The sequence below is a fragment of the Marivivens sp. LCG002 genome (assembly GCF_030264275.1).
Classification (GTDB): domain Bacteria; phylum Pseudomonadota; class Alphaproteobacteria; order Rhodobacterales; family Rhodobacteraceae; genus Marivivens.
The window spans coordinates 2,150,266-2,167,254 of record NZ_CP127165.1; the positions used below are offsets into that span (position 1 = coordinate 2,150,266).

The 16,989-nt window shown below is 58.3% G+C and carries 18 protein-coding genes; 7 read left to right on the forward strand and 11 right to left on the reverse strand.

All coding sequences use genetic code 11. The features are described from left to right. Positions 1–60: 60 nt before the first annotated feature. Positions 61–363: an arginine transporter gene (locus QQG91_RS10655; RefSeq protein ID WP_285770208.1), complete on the forward strand. Its 303-nt coding sequence runs from the start codon at positions 61–63 to the stop codon at positions 361–363. Here QQG91_RS10655 and QQG91_RS10660 read toward each other — a convergent pair. The 4 genes from QQG91_RS10660 to QQG91_RS10675 form a co-directional block, all read right to left on the reverse strand. Beyond that, on the reverse strand, positions 360–794 hold the full coding sequence (locus QQG91_RS10660) for a low molecular weight protein-tyrosine-phosphatase (RefSeq protein WP_285770209.1): 435 nt from the start codon (positions 792–794) through the stop codon (positions 360–362). The two genes, QQG91_RS10655 and QQG91_RS10660, sit on opposite strands and share 4 nt — an antisense overlap. After that, a complete protein-coding gene (locus tag QQG91_RS10665; protein WP_285770210.1) occupies positions 791–1,924 on the reverse strand; it encodes an MFS transporter in 1,134 nt (377 codons plus the stop codon). The genes QQG91_RS10660 and QQG91_RS10665 overlap by 4 nt, the downstream gene beginning before the upstream one ends. An 86-nt stretch (positions 1,925–2,010) precedes the next feature. Further along, the gene (locus QQG91_RS10670; RefSeq protein WP_285770211.1) at positions 2,011–2,493 is read right to left on the reverse strand and encodes a copper chaperone PCu(A)C; all 483 of its coding nucleotides are present in this window, start codon (positions 2,491–2,493) and stop codon (positions 2,011–2,013) included. Positions 2,494–2,534: 41 nt separating this feature from the next. Continuing rightward, a complete protein-coding gene (locus QQG91_RS10675; RefSeq protein WP_285770212.1) occupies positions 2,535–2,897 on the reverse strand; it encodes a hypothetical protein in 363 nt (120 codons plus the stop codon). Positions 2,898–3,000: 103 nt separating this feature from the next. Between QQG91_RS10675 and hrpB the strand changes: the two genes are divergently transcribed. Next, a complete protein-coding gene (gene hrpB, locus QQG91_RS10680; RefSeq protein ID WP_285770213.1) occupies positions 3,001–5,421 on the forward strand; it encodes an ATP-dependent helicase HrpB in 2,421 nt (806 codons plus the stop codon). A gap of 53 nt (positions 5,422–5,474) precedes the next feature. Here the strand turns inward: hrpB and gnd are convergent, their stop codons facing one another. Then, the gene (gene gnd, locus QQG91_RS10685) at positions 5,475–6,878 is read right to left on the reverse strand and encodes an NADP-dependent phosphogluconate dehydrogenase (RefSeq protein WP_285770214.1); all 1,404 of its coding nucleotides are present in this window, start codon (positions 6,876–6,878) and stop codon (positions 5,475–5,477) included. 265 nt (positions 6,879–7,143) lie between these two features. Between gnd and QQG91_RS10690 the strand changes: the two genes are divergently transcribed. Both QQG91_RS10690 and QQG91_RS10695 read left to right on the forward strand, forming a co-directional pair. Next, positions 7,144–7,470 carry an NUDIX hydrolase gene (locus QQG91_RS10690; RefSeq protein ID WP_502881572.1) on the forward strand — a complete coding sequence of 109 codons (327 nt, stop codon included), beginning with the start codon at positions 7,144–7,146 and terminating at the stop codon, positions 7,468–7,470. A 130-nt stretch (positions 7,471–7,600) separates the two neighbouring features. Further along, positions 7,601–9,082, forward strand: coding sequence for an inorganic phosphate transporter (locus QQG91_RS10695; RefSeq protein WP_285770216.1), 1,482 nt, complete (start codon positions 7,601–7,603; stop codon positions 9,080–9,082). Positions 9,083–9,159: 77 nt separating this feature from the next. On the opposite strand, the gene argF is transcribed toward QQG91_RS10695, so the two are convergent. The 3 genes from argF to QQG91_RS10710 all read right to left on the reverse strand — a co-directional run bounded on the left by argF (position 9,160) and on the right by QQG91_RS10710 (position 12,323). Beyond that, positions 9,160–10,086 (reverse strand): ornithine carbamoyltransferase, encoded by a 927-nt coding sequence (gene argF / locus QQG91_RS10700; protein WP_285770217.1) that lies wholly within the window; start codon positions 10,084–10,086, stop codon positions 9,160–9,162. 51 nt (positions 10,087–10,137) lie between these two features. Further along, a complete protein-coding gene (locus tag QQG91_RS10705; protein WP_285770218.1) occupies positions 10,138–11,319 on the reverse strand; it encodes an aspartate aminotransferase family protein in 1,182 nt (393 codons plus the stop codon). 200 nt (positions 11,320–11,519) lie between these two features. Next, entirely contained in the window at positions 11,520–12,323 is an 804-nt protein-coding gene (locus QQG91_RS10710; RefSeq protein ID WP_285770219.1) for an ABC transporter permease, read from the reverse strand. Positions 12,324–12,456: 133 nt separating this feature from the next. On the opposite strand from QQG91_RS10710, the gene QQG91_RS10715 reads away from it, so the two are divergent. Then, positions 12,457–13,062 (forward strand): GcrA family cell cycle regulator, encoded by a 606-nt coding sequence (locus QQG91_RS10715; RefSeq protein WP_285770220.1) that lies wholly within the window; start codon positions 12,457–12,459, stop codon positions 13,060–13,062. A 35-nt stretch (positions 13,063–13,097) separates the two neighbouring features. On the opposite strand, the gene QQG91_RS10720 is transcribed toward QQG91_RS10715, so the two are convergent. Both QQG91_RS10720 and efp read right to left on the reverse strand, forming a co-directional pair. Further along, a complete protein-coding gene (locus tag QQG91_RS10720; protein ID WP_285770221.1) occupies positions 13,098–13,427 on the reverse strand; it encodes a winged helix-turn-helix transcriptional regulator in 330 nt (109 codons plus the stop codon). Between the two features lie 47 nt (positions 13,428–13,474). Further along, positions 13,475–14,038, reverse strand: coding sequence for an elongation factor P (efp, locus tag QQG91_RS10725; protein ID WP_285770222.1), 564 nt, complete (start codon positions 14,036–14,038; stop codon positions 13,475–13,477). 225 nt (positions 14,039–14,263) lie between these two features. Between efp and QQG91_RS10730 the strand changes: the two genes are divergently transcribed. Both QQG91_RS10730 and QQG91_RS10735 read left to right on the forward strand, forming a co-directional pair. Then, entirely contained in the window at positions 14,264–14,581 is a 318-nt protein-coding gene (locus tag QQG91_RS10730) for a DUF6280 family protein (protein WP_285770223.1), read from the forward strand. A 165-nt stretch (positions 14,582–14,746) separates the two neighbouring features. Continuing rightward, complete coding sequence (locus tag QQG91_RS10735; RefSeq protein WP_285770224.1) at positions 14,747–16,201, forward strand: cobyric acid synthase; 1,455 nt, start codon at positions 14,747–14,749, stop codon at positions 16,199–16,201. Here the strand turns inward: QQG91_RS10735 and QQG91_RS10740 are convergent. Then, complete coding sequence (locus QQG91_RS10740; protein ID WP_285770225.1) at positions 16,194–16,934, reverse strand: hypothetical protein; 741 nt, start codon at positions 16,932–16,934, stop codon at positions 16,194–16,196. The genes QQG91_RS10735 and QQG91_RS10740 overlap by 8 nt on opposite strands. Between the last annotated feature and the right edge of the window lie 55 nt (positions 16,935–16,989).

Here is a 16,989-nt window from a genome sequence, read left to right on the forward strand (position 1 = left end):
TAGGCAGCGCCCTGGAGACACCGATAATCGGGCACAGGGCAACATAGGCAGGTTCTTTTGATGCGGTTTCTCATCGCTTTCGCAGCTATTTTTGTGCTCACCTCTTGTGGTGGGGGCGGCGCCCGCGTGTCCGGCCCCATATCCGAAGCGTGCATGGATGCAGGGCGCTCTGCCGCCAATCCCTCGACCTGTTCTTGTATTCAGGTCGCTGCGAACAGAACCCTGAGCAATTCCGAACAAAAACGTGCAGCAGATTTCTTCAAAGATCCGCAAAAGGCGCAGGATGCCCGCTCGTCGACAAGTTCTTTCTGGAAGCGCTATCGCGATTTCGCGAGCACGGCAGAAGCGATGTGCAAAGCCTAGAGCTGATCGACCAGCCCTTGGGCACATCGCATGATCAAATCGAGCGCGCCGTCAAAGTCCCTTGAGTAATAGGGATCGGGAATCGCCGTTTCCGAAGTGTTGCAAAAATCTGTAAAGATCCGAACCTCGGTTTGGGCGTTTTCAGGTCGCTGACGTTCGATATCGGCAAGATTTTCGGCGTCCATGGCGACAATCAGATCAAAGTTCCAAAAATCATCGGGGCGAAACTGGCGTGCGCGAAGCGCCGACATATCGAGACCGCGGCGACGCGCGGCAGCTTGCATCGGGCCATAGGGCGGCTCGCCCACATGCCACGCCCCCGTGCCGGCGCTATCCAAAGCGAGATGCGGCGCAAGCCCACGAACGGCGGCCTCTGCCGCAGGGCTGCGACAGATGTTTCCAAGACAGACAAACAGGATCGCTCTGGTCATTCGGGGGCCTTGAGTGTGCTTGCAAGGCCGATCGTCACCGCGCCAAGGCCGACGATCATCATGAATGCCGTCTCGAGTGAAAAGACTTCGGCAACGAAACCGATCACCGGTGGCCCCATCAAGAGCCCCCCATAAGCAAGGGTAGCAACGCCCGCGATGGCCCGCCCTGTGCTGATCCCCGGTTGTTGTCCCGCGCGGGTGAACGCGAGCGGCACGATCAAGGCATAGGCAATCCCCATAAGGCCGAACGCAAAGATGGCGAGCGCAATATCCTGAGCCGTGATGAGCAGGATACCGGCAATCACTGCGACGGAGCCCGACGCTCGCGCGACAAGCACGGCGCCGAAGCGTGCGACGATGAACTGTCCCAAGAGACGCACAACAACCATCATGATGTTGAATGCGGTAAACCCGAGAGCCGCTCGGGCTTCACTCGCGCCCTTTGCCTCGCGTAGAAAGATGGCGGACCAATCCCCCATTGCGCCCTCTCCGATCGCGGAAGACATCGAGAAGAGTCCCACCAAAAGCAGGGTGCCGCGCGGAAAGACAAACAGCGGCCCACGAGAAGCCGTCGACTTTTCCGAGTCCCAGCCGATGAACGAAAACGGCAATAAAAGGATCAAGGCGAGCCCTGCCCCAATGAGAAAATGTTGGAAAAGCGATAGCCCGACATTCACTGCGAGGAACGCACTCGCCGCCCCGAGGCCCGCACCGAGCGAGAACATCGCATGAAACGATGACATCACGGATCGTTTCATGTGCTTTTCGACTTCGGCCGCCCAGGCGTTCATACAAACGTCGACCATGCCGTGAAACACACCGAAGATGGCGAAAACAACCGCCATTTGCCAAACGCTTCCGACCAGCGGCAGCGCAAGGAAAAAGACGAAGTACCCGATCATCAACCAAAGCGATGCTTTGGCAGCGCCGAATTTGTCCGACAGCAAACTTGCGAAGGAAAAAGAAGCGATGGCCCCAAGCCCCATGCACAACAGCAATTGACCGAGAACGTCATGGGACGCGTTTACTCCATCCGCCAAAGCGGGAATGCGTGTCGACCAAATACCGGTGAAAAGGCCGCAAAGCATAAACATTGCGGCGACTGCGCGCCAAGGCGTTCGAATCTGCATGGCTCCCCCGTTTCGGTCGGGGACTTTGCTCCGCCTCGGGTTGGATGGCAATCCGCAGAGTGTGTTGCGGATTGCCGTTTCGGGACTTAGTTCTTGCCGTGGTCCATTGAACCATGGCCGTTGGCTTCGGCGTTATTCGCACGGCCAAGATCAACCGGAATCTCGACATCAAGCGTCAAGCCGCTTTCGAAAACCAGAGTAACGGCAACCATCTTGCCGTCAACGAAAGGCTCGTTGAGGCCCATGAACATGACGTGGTCCGCGCCGCGCATCAGGAGATGCTCGCTTCCTGCGGGGATGGGGAAACCATCTTCGACCTGACGCATCTTTGCGATGCCGTCCTCCATAATGTGGGTATGCAATTCAACCCGTGCGGCAGCGTCCGACTTTGCGTCGATCAAGCGGTCATCGGTGTCGCCCGTGTTGCGAATTGTAAAGAATGCCGCGCCTGACTTTGCGTTCATCCCTGCAGAGAGAACATAGGGATCAACGATTTCAATAATGCTTTCGGCAGAAGCAGCGGTCGCGAAAAGAGCAGCAGCAACAGCTGCAAAGAAGGTCGGTTTCATAGTGTGAACTCCAAGGTGTTTGTTTGATTTTGAATTTGGTTTCAAACACCTAGAGGGGGACCTCGGGCTGCGCTAATGCCGCGTTCAATGGATACAGAGTGCGGACGTGCAACAGCGAAGACTTGGGCGATTTCGCGAGGCTCGCGCAGGATCAGCGGATCAAAGAGCGCCAGATCGACAAAGAACCCCGAAACACAGTCAGGACAGAAATGTGCAGGTCCGACGGGATTGCCGTCTTGGTCGATGTTGACCGAAACGGCTACGCCCCCTTGGCAGAGCACAACCTCGCCGGCAACGGTGCGCAATTCTCCACGTGCCATCGCCATTTGCTGCGAGGTGAGCAGCAAAATCGCGACCAGAAGGCTCGAGATGAGAGAGGCGATCCATTTCATACGCGACTGCATATCACGGGCCAAAAAGACTTCAAGTGGACCCGATGCCGCGCAGGAAAACCAAGTGGACAGGCATATGCGCCTATCCCATAAGGCGGATATGCGACCAAATTTGATGCCCCTTCCGATCGACGATGTTTTGCCCGAACTGCTGACGCGCCTGCGGGCCGAGACGCGTGCCGTTCTTGTCGCCCCCCCGGGCGCGGGCAAGACGACAAGGGTGCCGCGTGCGCTGTTCGACGCGAACGTGACCAAAGGACGGATCATCGTGCTTGAACCGCGCCGACTTGCAGCACGCGCTGTCGCCGAACGGATCGCCGAGGAGTTGGGCGAGCCCTGCGGTCAGACCGTAGGCTATCGTATCCGCGGCGAGAGCAAAATCTCTTCCTCGACGCGCATCGAAATCGTGACCGAAGGTATTCTCACCCGAATGATCCAGTCGGACCCTGAACTGAGCGGTGTCGGGGCGGTGATTTTCGACGAATTCCACGAGCGGTCGCTGAATGCCGACCTCGGGCTTGCACTGACTTGGGAAATCAAACAGGCGCTGCGCGAAGATCTTATCCTTCTCGTGATGTCCGCAACGCTCCATTCGGGACCGATCGCCGAACTTCTCGATAATGCGCCCTTTGTCTTGGCCGAAGGAAGAAGCTTTCCTGTCGAAACCCGCTTTCTCGACAGGCCGATCGGCAAAGACATCCGTTTCGAGGATGCGATTGCCGACCTGACATTGACGGCGGTTCGGGAAACGGACGGCGGCGTATTGGTCTTTCTCCCCGGCGAAGGTGAAATCCGCCGTGTCGAAACCAAGCTCAAGGATCGCTTACCGCAAGGATGCAGCCTTCGGCCGCTCTTCGGCGCTTTGCCATTCGAAGAGCAACGCGCCGCGATTGCGCCACTCAAGAGCGGTCGCAAGGTTGTCCTCGCCACATCTATTGCCGAAACCTCGTTGACCATCGAAGACATCAGGGTTGTCGTCGATGGCGGACGGACGCGGCGGTCGCGCTATGATCCCTCTTCGGGCATGTCGCGGCTTGTCACCGAAAAAGTCAGCAAAGCCGAAGCCACACAGCGCGCGGGACGCGCAGGTCGCGTGGCCGAGGGCACGGCTTATAAACTCTGGACCAAGGGCGAGGATGGTGCGCTCGCTCTGTTTCCGCCCTCCGAGATCGAGGCGGCCGACCTTGCAGGCCTTGCACTTGAAATGGCGGTTTGGGGAACAACGGACCTTCCCTTTTTGACGCCGCCCCCCGAAGGCACATTGCGAGAGGCGACCGAACTTCTCAAATCGCTCGACGCTCTGAATGATCAGGGACGCATCACCGACCACGGCAGAAGTCTTGCCGCTCTTCCGTTGCACCCCCGTCTGGCGCATATGCTGCATCTCAGCGGCAAAGCCGGCGCAATGATCGCCGCAATCCTTGCCGACCGCGATCCTTTGCGCAACGCGCCCGTCGACCTTGCGCTCCGCGTCAAGGCGCTGAGGGGCAACTACCGCGGTCCGGGGCAGCTTCTCGCGCCAGCTGCGGCACGCATCCAGCAAGAGAGCCGCCGGCTTTCCCAAGGTCTGGGGGAAAAGCCAGCTCTGTCGCTCGGGGAGATGGCGGCGCTTGCCTATCCTGATCGGATCGCAATGCGGCGCGAGGGAGACGCACCGCGCTTCATCCTCTCGGGTGGTAAGGGCGCGATCCTGGATGCGGGCGATCCTTTTGCAGGACAAAAATTCCTCGTTGCGACCGATCTTGATGGTGATCCGCGAGAGGCACGCATCAGACAAGCCGCCTTGATCAGCGAAAGCGCAATCCGCGACCTCTTTGCAGACAGGATACACACATCGAAACGGTGCGCGTGGTCCAAGAGAGAGCGGCGCGTCATCGCGCAAGAGGTCGAAACCCTTGGGGCGCTGACCCTTTCTGCGCAAAAATGGAGCACCGCCCCCGAAGAGGACATTGCCCGCGCAATGCTGGACGGAGTGCGCGAGCTTGGCATTCGTCTTGATGGTGCGGCGCGACGGCTTCGTGCGCGGGTCGAGATCCTACGCCAAGGCGGCGCAGATCTTCCCGCTATGGATGATCAAAGCCTCTTGGACACGCTCGAAGACTGGCTGCTCCCCCACTTGGGTAGGGTCAAGAGCGCGGAAGATTGGAAACGTTTTGATCCCCATGATGCGCTCTTGGGGATGCTCGACTGGAACCAGCGTCAGCAATTGGATCAGGATGCCCCCGCGCATTTCACAACGCCTTTGGGGCGCAAGGTGCCTGTGGACTACGACGGGGAAGCGCCCGAGATAACGCTTCGCCTTCAGGAGATGTTCGGCGTCACGCGGCACCCGATGATCGGGCGAGAGCCTCTTCGTGTGGTGCTGCTGTCTCCTGGTGGCAAGCCGATTCAGATCACCCGCGATATTCCGGGCTTCTGGGCCTCGTCCTATGAAGATGTCCGAAAGGACATGCGCGGCCGCTACCCCAAGCATCCTTGGCCCGACGATCCGACTGTCGCGGAACCAACCCTAAGAGCGAAGCCGCGTGGCACATGAAAAAAGGGACGCGATCCGCGTCCCTTTTGTGTGTTCCGATCTGTGGTGGCGACTTAGTCCCACCACGGACCATGGCAACCCGCAGGTCCGTCGATACGCTCGAAACCGTGCATGCCGAAGAAGTCGCGTTGCGCTTGGACGAGATCGGTCGTGCCACGCCCGCGTGCCATGGAGTCGATCCACGCTAGTGCCGCCGAAAAGGCAGGAACAGGGTGCCCACCCGTAATCGCAGCCGCAGTCACGCGGCGAAGCGCAGGCAGCGCCGCTTGAAGTCGTTCCGCAAAGGCTGGTGCGAAGACCAACTGTCCAGCGGGAAGCTCGCCGCGGAAAGCCGCAGAAATATCATCGAGCAGCGCAGAACGGATGATGCAACCCGCGCGCCAAATCTCGGCGATCCGGGCGAAATCGAGGTTCCATTGATATTCGTCCGACGCAGCGGCGAGAATACGGAAGCCCTGAGCATAGGCGATGATACGTGCGGCAAGGAGCGCATTCTCGTAGTCCTCGACCGCAAGATCGACCGAAAGCAGCGGCGTCTTGAGAATGCTTTCCCCAAGGACGCGGGTCGACTTTTCCGCCGACCAGCTGCGCGCGCCGACAGCGGCCTCGATGGCGGACGCGGATTGACCCAGCTTGAGCGCTTCGATCGCGGTCCAACGGCCTGTGCCCTTTTGACCTGCGCGGTCGACGATCACATCGACGGCGGGACCACCCGTTTGTTTGTCGACAGCCTGAAGCACAATCCCCGAGATTTCGACGAGATAGGACTTGAGCGCCCCTTTGTCCCAAGCCTCGAACTGTGCACCGATTGCGGCGGGGGTCATGCCCTGACCATAACGCATGAGGCCATAAGCCTCGGCGATCATTTGCATATCGGCATATTCGATGCCGTTGTGCACCGTTTTGACGAAATGGCCTGCACCATCGGGCCCGAGATGATCTGCACAAGGCTCGCCGTTGAACTTGGCCGAGATCGCCTCGATGACGGGGCGAATACCCTCGAAGGCAGCGGGCGTCCCGCCGACCATAATAGAGGGGCCATTGCGCGCGCCCTCTTCACCACCCGAAACGCCCATCCCGATAAAGGTCAGGCCACGTCCCTCGACCAATGCGGTGCGGCGGCGGGTGTCGTGAAAGTCCGTGTTGCCTGCGTCGATGATCGCATCACCGGGTTCGAGAATGGCGCAAAGCTCTTCGATAGCCGAGTCAACGGGACCGCCCGCAGGCACCATGAGGATGATCGCACGGGGCTTGGGCATTGCACGTGCCATCGCCTCAAGGCTGTCGTGGGCCGAGAGTTTTGCAGCAAGCGGACCGGCTTCTTCGACAAATTCGTTGGTGACGGTCGCTGTGCGGTTCGCCACGTGGAGCGCAAAGCCATTGTCGAGAATGTTGAGCGCCAAAGCGCTTCCCATTGTGCCAAGGCCATAAAGCCCCAGAGTTGCCAAGTCAGCCATACGAGGATTCCCCTTTTGGAACGTGCAATTTGTATTCAACTGCATGCTGTGATAGGAAAATGCAACTAAACAAAGCAATAAACCAGATATCCGAGCAGCAGGTCTCCTTAAAAGAGTGGTTAATTTTCTGAAAACGATGTGGAGTGGCGTCTTTGAGCCGCTCGTTCAACGGCCGCCAGCGTTGCAGGTTGCAGCCCTGTGCTATCGAAAGTCAGACGGCGTGCCCGAGGTTTTGCTCATTACGTCCTCTAACGGAAGATGGATTTTGCCCAAGGGTTGGCCCATCGACGGGCTACTCGGACATCAGGCCGCGCTTCAGGAAGCATGGGAAGAAGCAGGCGTGCGCAAAGGCAACGCAGACAAGAAGAGTATTGGCCAGTATCTGAGCAAAAAACAGCTCGGCAACGGCGTTGAAGTGCCATGTCGCACCGTCGTTTATCCCGTGAAGGTCAAAGCCGTTGCCGATAAATTCCCCGAGGACGATCGGCGTGAACGTCGCTGGGCCACATCGGCCATAGCAAGAGAGTTGGTGACAGAACCCGGACTTCTGGATGTGCTGGCGATCTTTGAGCAGCAGCACAGCTCCAATTGACGTTACGCGAAAGCGATCCGTTTTTTACCCCAATCGGGCAGTTTTGATTGAATTTGAAGCGCCACCACGTTAGCGCCATCCTTGTTACGATTCCGTTACAATAAATGTAACAAGATCCAAAGAGGGCCAGATGGCAGATCAAGACCCGAATTATCACTGGAAAACGCTTGACCGTGACCTTGGTCGCATTTCCCGATTGGAAGCGGCGACGCTTTACACTTCGAAGCCTATGGTCGGCATGGGCGTCGGCCTTGTCTTTCTGATCATCGCCGGTCTGGGCGCCGCCTTTCTTTTCAACGGCGGCTCGTCGAGCTTTGTTGTAATCGCGGCTGCGATCTTCGGCGCCTATATGGCAATGAACATTGGCGCGAACGATGTTGCCAACAACATGGGCCCTGCGGTCGGTGCGAACGCCCTTACCATGGGGGGCGCAATCGTCATTGCCGCCCTGTGCGAAAGTGCGGGTGCACTTCTGGCGGGCGGGGATGTTGTTTCGACGATTTCCAAAGGGATCATCGACCCCCATTCAGTGGAAGAAACCCGTGTCTTTATCTGGGCGATGATGGCGGCTCTGGTGTCCTCGGCGCTTTGGGTGAACCTTGCCACTTGGGTTGGCGCGCCTGTGTCGACCACCCATTCGGTTGTCGGAGGGGTTATGGGCGCGGGCATCGCAGCGGCAGGCTTTGCCGCCGTGAACTGGCCGACCATGGGCACCATTGCTCTTAGCTGGATCATTTCGCCGCTGCTCGGCGGAGCGATCGCTGCGGGTTTTCTGGCCTTCATCAAATGGGCCATCATCTATCGCGACGACAAGATCGAGGCCGCACGCCGCTGGGTTCCTGTTCTCATGGGCATTATGGCGGGCGTTTTCGCGACCTATCTCGCCATGAAAGGCCTTCAAAAGCTGATCAAGGTCGACCTTCTGACCTCGGTCATTGTCGGGTTCGCCATCGGCGGCTTGGTCTATGTGGTTTCGGCCCCCTATGTGCGCCGCAAGTCCGAAGGTCTCGAGAACCGCAATAAATCACTCAAGGTGCTCTTTGCGCTTCCCCTCGTGCTCTCTGCTGCACTCTTGTCCTTTGCGCATGGTGCGAACGACGTCGCCAACGCGGTCGGCCCGCTTGCCGCCATCGTTCACGCAGAAGAATTCGGCGAATTCGCGGGCAAGGTGAACATCCCGCTATGGGTCATGATCATCGGTGCTTTCGGGATCTCTTTCGGTCTTATCCTGTTCGGACCCAAGCTGATCCGTATGGTGGGAAGCCAGATCACCAAGCTCAACCCGATGCGCGCCTACTGCGTGGCGCTTTCGGCAGCGATCACCGTGATCGTGGCAAGCTGGCTCGGGCTTCCTGTGTCTTCGACCCACATCGCTGTGGGCGGCGTCTTTGGCGTCGGCTTCTTCCGCGAATGGCACGCAGAGCGCCGTGCACGGAACTCGAGCAAGAAGCGCCCGCCTGCAAAGCGCATCGCCCCCGAGGAACGCCGCCGCCGCAAGCTTGTGCGCCGCTCGCACTTTATGACCATCGTCGCGGCATGGGTGATCACGGTTCCCGCCGCTGCAAGCATGTCCGCGGTCATCTTCTTTGTTTTGAACGCGATGTTCATCTAAAGACGGGATCGACACCAAAAACAAAGGGCGCGGCCAAGAAGGCTGCGCCCTTTTCATTTGCTCCGAAGTGATCGGCGTTACTTTCCAAGACACCAGCGCATGATCGCTTTCTGCGCATGGAGCCGGTTTTCCGCCTCGTCAAAGATCACCGAATGCGGTCCGTCCATCACCGAAGACGTTGCTTCGTCATCGCGGTGCGCCGGAAGGCAATGCATGAAAAGCGCATCGGGCTTGGCGGCGGCCATGAGAGCGTCATTCACCTGATAGCCCCGAAGCTGATTGTGACGGCGCTCGCGGGCAGAGGCGGGATCATGCATCGACACCCACGTATCCGTAACGACGAGATCGGCGCCTTCTACCGCCTTCATCGGGTCGCGTTCGATGGTGACGTTGACGCCCTTTGCACGGGCCTCTTCGATAAAGACCATCTCGGGATCAAGCGGCTGCGGCCCCGTAAAGGTGAAGTCAAAGCCGAACTGGCCCGCCGCGTGGATAAACGAAGCCGCCACGTTGTTGCCGTCCCCTGACCAGACGACCTTTTTACCTTTGATCGGGCCGCGATGCTCCTCAAAGGTGAGAATGTCGGCCATGATCTGACAGGGATGCGTGCGGTTGGTCAGACCGTTGATCACAGGCACTGTCGCATATTCCGCCATCTCGAGGAGCGTTTGCTCTTCAAAGGTGCGGATCATGATCAGATCAACATAGCGCGACAGAACGCGGGCCGTGTCGGCAATGGTTTCGCCGTGGCCAAGCTGCATGTCGGCCCCCGAGAGCACCATGGTCTGACCGCCCATCTGGCGCACGCCGACGTCAAAGGACACGCGGGTCCGCGTCGAAGGCTTTTCGAAAATGAGAGCGACCATATGGCCCTCGAGCGGGCGATCGTCATCGAGCGTGCCCTTGGGACGCCCCGCGCGCGCTTCTTTGATCGTGCGGGCCGCATCAATCATGCTCCGAAGATCTTCGGGGCTTGTGGCATTAATATCGAGAAAATGTTTCATTTTTTATCTTTCGGCCCAAGGAACGCCCTTGGGCAATGGTATCGTTCTGTATCAGGGTTTGACGGCGCTTGCGGCAGATTCAAGTCGCGAGATTGCCGCACCGATATCTTCCTCGGTGATGTTCAAGGGCGGCAAAAGACGCACAACGTTGTCCCCCGCAGGCACAAGCAGCACCTCGGCTACATAGCCTGCTTTCACGAAATCAAGGTTGGACACCTCGGGTTTGAGCTTGAGACCCAGCATAAGACCAGCGCCCCGCACCTCCTCAAAGACATCGGGATGGCTTGCGGCCAGACCTTCGAGCGACTGGCGCAGCTGCCCCGCTTTGCGGTTCACCTCGGCAAGAAAGGCGTCGTCCGCGACGATATCCATCACCTTGTTGCCTACGGCGCAGGCCAAAGGATTGCCGCCATAGGTCGAGCCATGGGTGCCTGCCGTCATGCCCGATGCGCCGTTCTCGGTCGCCAGAACCGCACCAAGCGGGAAGCCACCGCCGATGCCCTTGGCGACCATCATGATATCGGGCGTCACACCCGACCACTCGTGCGCAAAGAGCTTGCCCGTGCGACCCATCCCGCACTGCACCTCATCGAGGATGAGCAAAATACCGTGTTGGTCACAAAGATCACGCAGCCCCTTGAGACACTGATCGGGGAGCGGGCGAATACCGCCTTCGCCCTGAACAGGCTCGACAAGGATGGCGCAGACATCGGGTTTGGCGGCTGCAACGGTGAGAGCGTCGTGATCGCCCCACTTGAGATGGACAAACCCGGGAAGAAGCGGACCAAAGCCCTTGACCATCTTTTCGGAGCCCGCTGCGGCAATCCCTGCGGACGAGCGGCCATGGAAAGAGCCATCAAAGGTGATGATGTTCACCCGCTCGGGCTGGCCTTTGTCATAGAAATGCTTGCGCGCCATCTTGACGGCAAGCTCACAGCTTTCCGTGCCCGAGTTGGTAAAGAAGACCGTGTCGGCAAAGCTTGCCTCGACAAGTTTATCGGCAAGCTTCTGTTGCTGCTCGATGTTGTAGAGGTTCGACACGTGCCAAAGCTTGCCCGCCTGCTCGGTCAGAGCAGCCACGAGGTCGGGGTTCGCATGACCCAAAGCGTTGACCGCAATCCCAGCGCCCAAGTCCAGAAAACGTCGCCCATCCGCCTCGATCAGCCAGGAGCCTTCGCCTTTGACAAAGTTCAAAGGTGCGCGGTTATAGGTCGGGAGAACGCTGGGGATCATGGAGTAACCCTTTAAAAATAGGAGCCTGATTGGTGCCGCAGAGGCAAAGGCATGTCAACGTGTAAGGGGAAGAGATGAATGCGCACAACGGCACAAGACGCGTTTTTTCAGCGTCGACGTCGAATCACAAAGGAAAGCGCGAGTTTCATCATGGGCCGTCGTATAGGCCCAATGGTCTTCTCGCGCTATCGTTTTGTTGTTCAGGCCTTGAGGCGATAGCCTGTGCGGAACCAATTCCAGCAAATGCCAAGCACGATCGCGCAAGAGAGCGAAACGATCCAGAGCCCCTGCCACGGGCTGCTGTCGGAAACACCGATCATCCCGTAGCGCACGCCGTCGATGATATAAAAGAACGGGTTGATGTGGCTCAGTTTGTTGAGCACAGGCGGAAGCGCGTCGATGGAATAGAAAGTCCCCGACAGGAACGAAAGCGGCGTGACGACAAAATTCGAGATGGCAGCAAGCTGGTCGAATTTATTGGCGAACAAGGCTGCAATGATCCCCATACCGCCCATAAAAATCGCGCCCAGAATGACAAAGACCAAAGCCCACTGCGGATGCTCCATCCCGACACCGAGGAAAAGCCAGACACCGAGCGCAATAACAACCGCCACCAAAAGCCCGCGTGCCACTGCGCCGAAAATATAGCCAAGCACCAGCTCGAGCGGGGAGAGCGGCGGCATCAGGGTGTCGACGATATTCCCTTGGACCTTGGCCGAGGTCAGAGAGGAGGACGAGTTGGCAAAGGAGTTCTGGATCACGGTCATCGTCAGAATACCCGGAGCAAGGAAATGCATGAAAGGCATCCCCATAACGTCCCCGCGTTTGGACCCGATCGCGATTGTGAAAATCATCAGGAACAGCCCCGCGTTGATCAGGGGCGCCATGATGGTCTGGGACCAGACATTCATGAACCGCATGATCTCGCGGCGGATCAAAGTATAGAGCCCAAGCCAGTTCACCATCCCGAAACGGCGGACACCCATGCTGGAAATTTCTGACATGTTTGCGCTTCCTTTGTCTTTTGATGATTCGAACGCTTGTATCTGCCGCTATCGTGCTTAGAATAGGCAGCTGACCGATGATATAGGCGGGATAAGCCAAAGGGCACCGTCACTCAAGCGCAAGGAATACGAGATGTCCTGGACCGACGAACGCGTCGAGCTACTCAAGAAGATGTGGGGCGAGGGTCAATCCGCCAGCCAGATCGCAAAAGAGCTGGGTGGCGTCACCCGTAACGCCGTAATCGGCAAGGTGCACCGTCTGGGGCTCTCGAACCGTGCAGGAAGCGGTGCAGCCGCTGCTCCGGCCGCAAAGCCCGCCCCCGCCAAGGAAAAGCCCGCGGTGGCTGCCGCACCCAAGCCCAAGGTCGAGCCCAAGCCCGCCCCGCAGCCCAAGGTCGCCGCAAAGCCCAAAGCCGAAGACGACGGAGAGTCCGCGCCGATCCCGATGAGTGCTGCGCGCCGTGCGATCATCCCCGCAGGCCAGCCTCTTCCGCCGCAGCCTTCGGCCAATGAAATCAGCCCCGAGGCTCTCGCCAAGGTGAACGAAGTCGAAAAGACCGCCAAGCGTCTTTCGCTGATGGAATTGACCGAGCGCACCTGCAAATGGCCGATCGGCGACCCTGCGACAGATAACTTCTGGTTCTGCGGCCTTCCTTCGCAGCAAGGCAAGCCCTATTGCGAGGCCCATGTCGGCGTTGCGTTCCAGCCGATGAGCGCGCGGCGCGATCGCCGCCGCTGAACTCAAAAGAAACGGGGCGGCTTTGGCCGCCCTTTTCAGTTTTCGCTGACCTTTTCAGACCATGCCTTCAAGGGTTGGATTGCAGCCCAGAGCGCTTCACCCTGCGGCGTCATCGCGTATTCCACGCGCGGCGGGACTTCGCTGAAGGAGGTGCGACTCACCAATCCGTCTGCGGTCATCTCTGCGAGTGCGGAGGACAGCATTTTGTCGGATACGGACCCGAGCGCGTAGCGGATATCTCCAAAACGGCAAGACCCGCGCGCAAGCTCCATCAGGATACGCGGTTTCCATTTTTTCGCGATGGTCGCCAAAGCGAGCTCGTAGGGACACTCGCTCTTGCGGGACTTATAAACAAAATCGGCCATGCTTACTTATCCGTAAGCATGGCCGCTGTGTAAATATATACCGATGCTTAGGCGCGTTCGGAATATTCCATCGTGTCGGTGTTTACGATGATCGCTTCACCTGTGCCGATGAACGGCGGAACAGTGATGCGCACACCGTTGTCGAGGATCGCAGGCTTGTAGCTGTTTGCAGCGGTTTGGCCTTTGACGACCGGCTCGGTCTCAGCGATGACGCAAGTGACCTTCTGCGGCAGAGACACGCCGAGCGGCTCCTCGCCATAGTATTCCACGGTCGCGGTCATACCGTCCTGAAGGAACGGGCGACGATCCCCCAGAAGTTCGGCGTCGATTTCGACCTGCTCATAGGTTTCGGTGTCCATGAACACGAGACGGCCATCGGTCTCGTAGAGGAACTGCTGGTCCTTTTGATCGAGACGGACGCGCTCGACCTTGTCTTCCGAACGGAAACGTTCGTTGAGCTTGCGACCGTCGCGGATGTTCTTGAGTTCGACCTGAGCGAATGCACCGCCCTTACCGGGCTTCACATGGCTCACTTTTACAGCAGCCCACAGGCCACCCTCGTGATCGAGAATGTTGCCGGGCTTGATTTCGTTACCGTTGATTTTGGGCATTGGACCACTTCACGCAATTGTGTCAAAAACTTGTCGATCGGTTAAACGATCCTACATATGGCGTCGTCTATCGGTTTTCTTTCGCAAAATATAGCAAGAGAGCCGACCAACCTATGCACGTAGCGCATGGCTGCCATTCCAAATGAGGACCCCCGAATCGGATCAAAATAGGCATATTGCCCCTCACGCCATGACTACAAGAGCAAAAACAAAAAAGGATACGGAATGACCGATTTCGTTGACGGCACCGCGTTTAACAATGAGCAAGGTAACCGCGCTCGCAAACTGTTTGCAGCGGTTGTTCTCGCAGCTCTCGATGACGCGATTGCTGACGACAAAAAATACGGCAACGGCCCTGAGCAGATTGCTCGCTGGGCACGTTCGCGCGATGGCCGCGAGGTTCTCTCGTGTGCGGGCATCGACCCGAACGAACGCGTTGTCAAAGGCCTGATGGAATTCGTGAGCAAGGGCGTGCGCACGTCTGTTGCGCTCTCGCGCGAAGAAAGCGAACGCCGTCACGCCGCCGAAATGGAAGCTGCATAAGCTTTCACAAGCCTGCCTTTGTGCAAAAAAACGCGGCCCACTGCTCGGGCCGCGTTTTTTATTTTCTGCGCAGTTTTCCCAAGCTCCGTTTTCCGGACGCGCGATGTCGCCCAAAGACTGGAAATGGCGAACCCTCATGATACATCGGGGGCAAAGGAGCATCTCATGACCAAAGCTATCATGATTCAAGGCGCCGGCTCGAACGTCGGTAAATCCATGCTTGTTGCAGGTATCGCCCGAGCTTTGGTCAAGCGCGGCCTCAAAGTGGCACCTTTCAAACCCCAGAACATGTCCAACAACGCCGCCGTCACCGTCGATGGCGGCGAGATCGGGCGCGCACAGGCTCTTCAGGCCCTTGCAGCGGGGCTTGCCCCCGTTGTCGACATGAACCCTGTGCTGCTTAAACCCGAAACCGACATCGGTGCTTCGGTCATTGTTCAGGGCAAGCGGGTCGCAACGCTCAAGGCCCGCGACTATGGAAAGATGAAGGCAACCTTGATGCCGGCTGTTCTCGAGAGCTTTCATAGATTGGCCGAAAACGTCGACATCATCGTGATCGAAGGCGCAGGAAGCCCCGCCGAAGTCAATCTTCGCGCTGGCGACATTGCGAACATGGGCTTTGCCGAGGCTGCGGATGTGCCTGTCATCCTGATCGGAGACATCGATCGAGGCGGCGTGATTGCGCAACTCGTGGGAACCCACGCGGTCCTTCCGCCCGAAGATTGCGGTCGGATCGTCGGGTTCGGCGTCAACAAATTCCGTGGGGATACGAGCCTGTTTCACGACGGGATGGACTTTATCCACGACCGCACCGGATGGGCGCCGCTCGGGATTATTCCGTGGTTTGCGGATGCATGGAAGCTCCCAGCAGAAGACGTGATGGATGTTGCCTCTCGTCCCGGAGGACCAATCAAGATTGTGGTGCCCCGTCTCCCCCGAATTGCGAATTTCGATGATCTTGACCCCCTCTCTGCCGAACCCGATGTCAGCGTCGAAATCATCGAGGCGGGCCGCCCGCTCCCGCTTGATGCCGATCTGATCCTGATCCCGGGGAGCAAATCGACCATCGCGGATCTTGCACATTTCAGAGCGCAGGGATGGGACATCGACCTTTTGGCGCATATAAGGCGCGGCGGTCGCGTATTAGGGATTTGTGGCGGCTATCAGATGCTTGGCCGCAAGATCATTGATGTCGACGGCATCGAAGGCACCCCTTGCGAGGTTGAGGGCCTTGGACTGCTCGATGTGACGACCGAAATGAAGCCGTTTAAGCGTCTGGCGCTGACAAGCGGCACGCATATCGCTTCTGGCGAAGTGCTCTCGGGCTATGAAATCCACATCGGCGAGACCGACGGCCCCGATCGGACACGGCCTTGGCTCCGGATCGACCAACGCGACGAAGGCGCGCAGAGCGCTGATGGCAAAGTCAGAGGATGTTATATCCACGGACTTTTTGCCGCCGACGGGTTCCGTCGCACCATGCTCGCCGAGCTTGGCGCACCAGCGTCAAAGGTGAACTACAATCAAGGTGTCGAAGACGCGCTCGATGCGCTTGCCGCGCATATGGAAGCACATTTCGACATCGACAGGCTCTTGGAGCTAGCGGGCGAAATCAGTTGAAATCTTCGCTGGCCAGAATGCGGTAAATCTCGCGGCGGACCAATTTGCGCACGTTCCGCGTGATCCGCTCACCCAAAGCCCCCTGAAGTTCCTGACGGATGACCTCGGCAACGAGTTTGCGCAGCGCCTCTTCATCGATGATATTCTCGTCATCCATATAGGCTGCAAGATCTTCATCAAGCTCGGCGCTAAAGGCCTGATCGGCGGCATCGGGCTGGTAGGACGAGCCGTGATCGAAACTTGCCGTTTCAAACGTCAGTTCATCTCCTTCGTCATCATAGTCTTCGCTGACGTCTTCCCATTCATGCGAATGCTCAACCGCGGCCTCGAGATCGGCGATCACCTCTTCGAGTGACGGCTTTTGCTCTTCGGTCTGCGTGTCCTCGGCGCGATCGTCCTCGGCGCGAACGTCCTCGGACCCGTGTTCGGGTTCATCGTAGGAATGCTCGTCTTGCAGAGTGTCATGAGGCTCGGAACCGGACGAAGGCTCTTCGTAATGGGATTGCTTTTCCTCGGCCTCCCATTCGGTCTCGGGTTCGGGGGCTTGAACAGGCTCTACCACACGCAAAGCGGGGGTCAGCACAAATTTCGAAGGAACATCGTGCAAAGATGCCTTTTCAGCAGCTTGCTCTTTGACCGGCGCAGGTGTCTGGCCCCATTCACCGTCTGAAACCAGACGACGAATCGACGTGAGAACGTCCTCTATTTCGACATTGCTTACTGGGTCGGACATTGTTTTTCCTGCTTGGCCTCGGAGTGAAGTCTAACCCGAGACGGGCCGTCAGACA

Excerpts from the sequence above, each read along its gene's own strand:
- QQG91_RS10655 (WP_285770208.1), top strand. The coding sequence starts at position 61 with ATGCGGTTTCTCATCGCTTTCGCAGCTATTTTTGTGCTCACCTCTTGT.
- QQG91_RS10660 (WP_285770209.1), bottom strand. The coding sequence starts at position 794 with ATGACCAGAGCGATCCTGTTTGTCTGTCTTGGAAACATCTGTCGCAGC.
- QQG91_RS10665 (WP_285770210.1), bottom strand. The coding sequence starts at position 1,924 with ATGCAGATTCGAACGCCTTGGCGCGCAGTCGCCGCAATGTTTATGCTT.
- QQG91_RS10670 (WP_285770211.1), bottom strand. The coding sequence starts at position 2,493 with ATGAAACCGACCTTCTTTGCAGCTGTTGCTGCTGCTCTTTTCGCGACC.
- QQG91_RS10675 (WP_285770212.1), bottom strand. The coding sequence starts at position 2,897 with ATGCAGTCGCGTATGAAATGGATCGCCTCTCTCATCTCGAGCCTTCTG.
- hrpB (WP_285770213.1), top strand. The coding sequence starts at position 3,001 with ATGCCCCTTCCGATCGACGATGTTTTGCCCGAACTGCTGACGCGCCTG.
- gnd (WP_285770214.1), bottom strand. The coding sequence starts at position 6,878 with ATGGCTGACTTGGCAACTCTGGGGCTTTATGGCCTTGGCACAATGGGA.
- QQG91_RS10695 (WP_285770216.1), top strand. The coding sequence starts at position 7,601 with ATGGCAGATCAAGACCCGAATTATCACTGGAAAACGCTTGACCGTGAC.
- argF (WP_285770217.1), bottom strand. The coding sequence starts at position 10,086 with ATGAAACATTTTCTCGATATTAATGCCACAAGCCCCGAAGATCTTCGG.
- QQG91_RS10705 (WP_285770218.1), bottom strand. The coding sequence starts at position 11,319 with ATGATCCCCAGCGTTCTCCCGACCTATAACCGCGCACCTTTGAACTTT.
- QQG91_RS10710 (WP_285770219.1), bottom strand. The coding sequence starts at position 12,323 with ATGTCAGAAATTTCCAGCATGGGTGTCCGCCGTTTCGGGATGGTGAAC.
- QQG91_RS10715 (WP_285770220.1), top strand. The coding sequence starts at position 12,457 with ATGTCCTGGACCGACGAACGCGTCGAGCTACTCAAGAAGATGTGGGGC.
- QQG91_RS10720 (WP_285770221.1), bottom strand. The coding sequence starts at position 13,427 with ATGGCCGATTTTGTTTATAAGTCCCGCAAGAGCGAGTGTCCCTACGAG.
- efp (WP_285770222.1), bottom strand. The coding sequence starts at position 14,038 with ATGCCCAAAATCAACGGTAACGAAATCAAGCCCGGCAACATTCTCGAT.
- QQG91_RS10730 (WP_285770223.1), top strand. The coding sequence starts at position 14,264 with ATGACCGATTTCGTTGACGGCACCGCGTTTAACAATGAGCAAGGTAAC.
- QQG91_RS10735 (WP_285770224.1), top strand. The coding sequence starts at position 14,747 with ATGACCAAAGCTATCATGATTCAAGGCGCCGGCTCGAACGTCGGTAAA.
- QQG91_RS10740 (WP_285770225.1), bottom strand. The coding sequence starts at position 16,934 with ATGTCCGACCCAGTAAGCAATGTCGAAATAGAGGACGTTCTCACGTCG.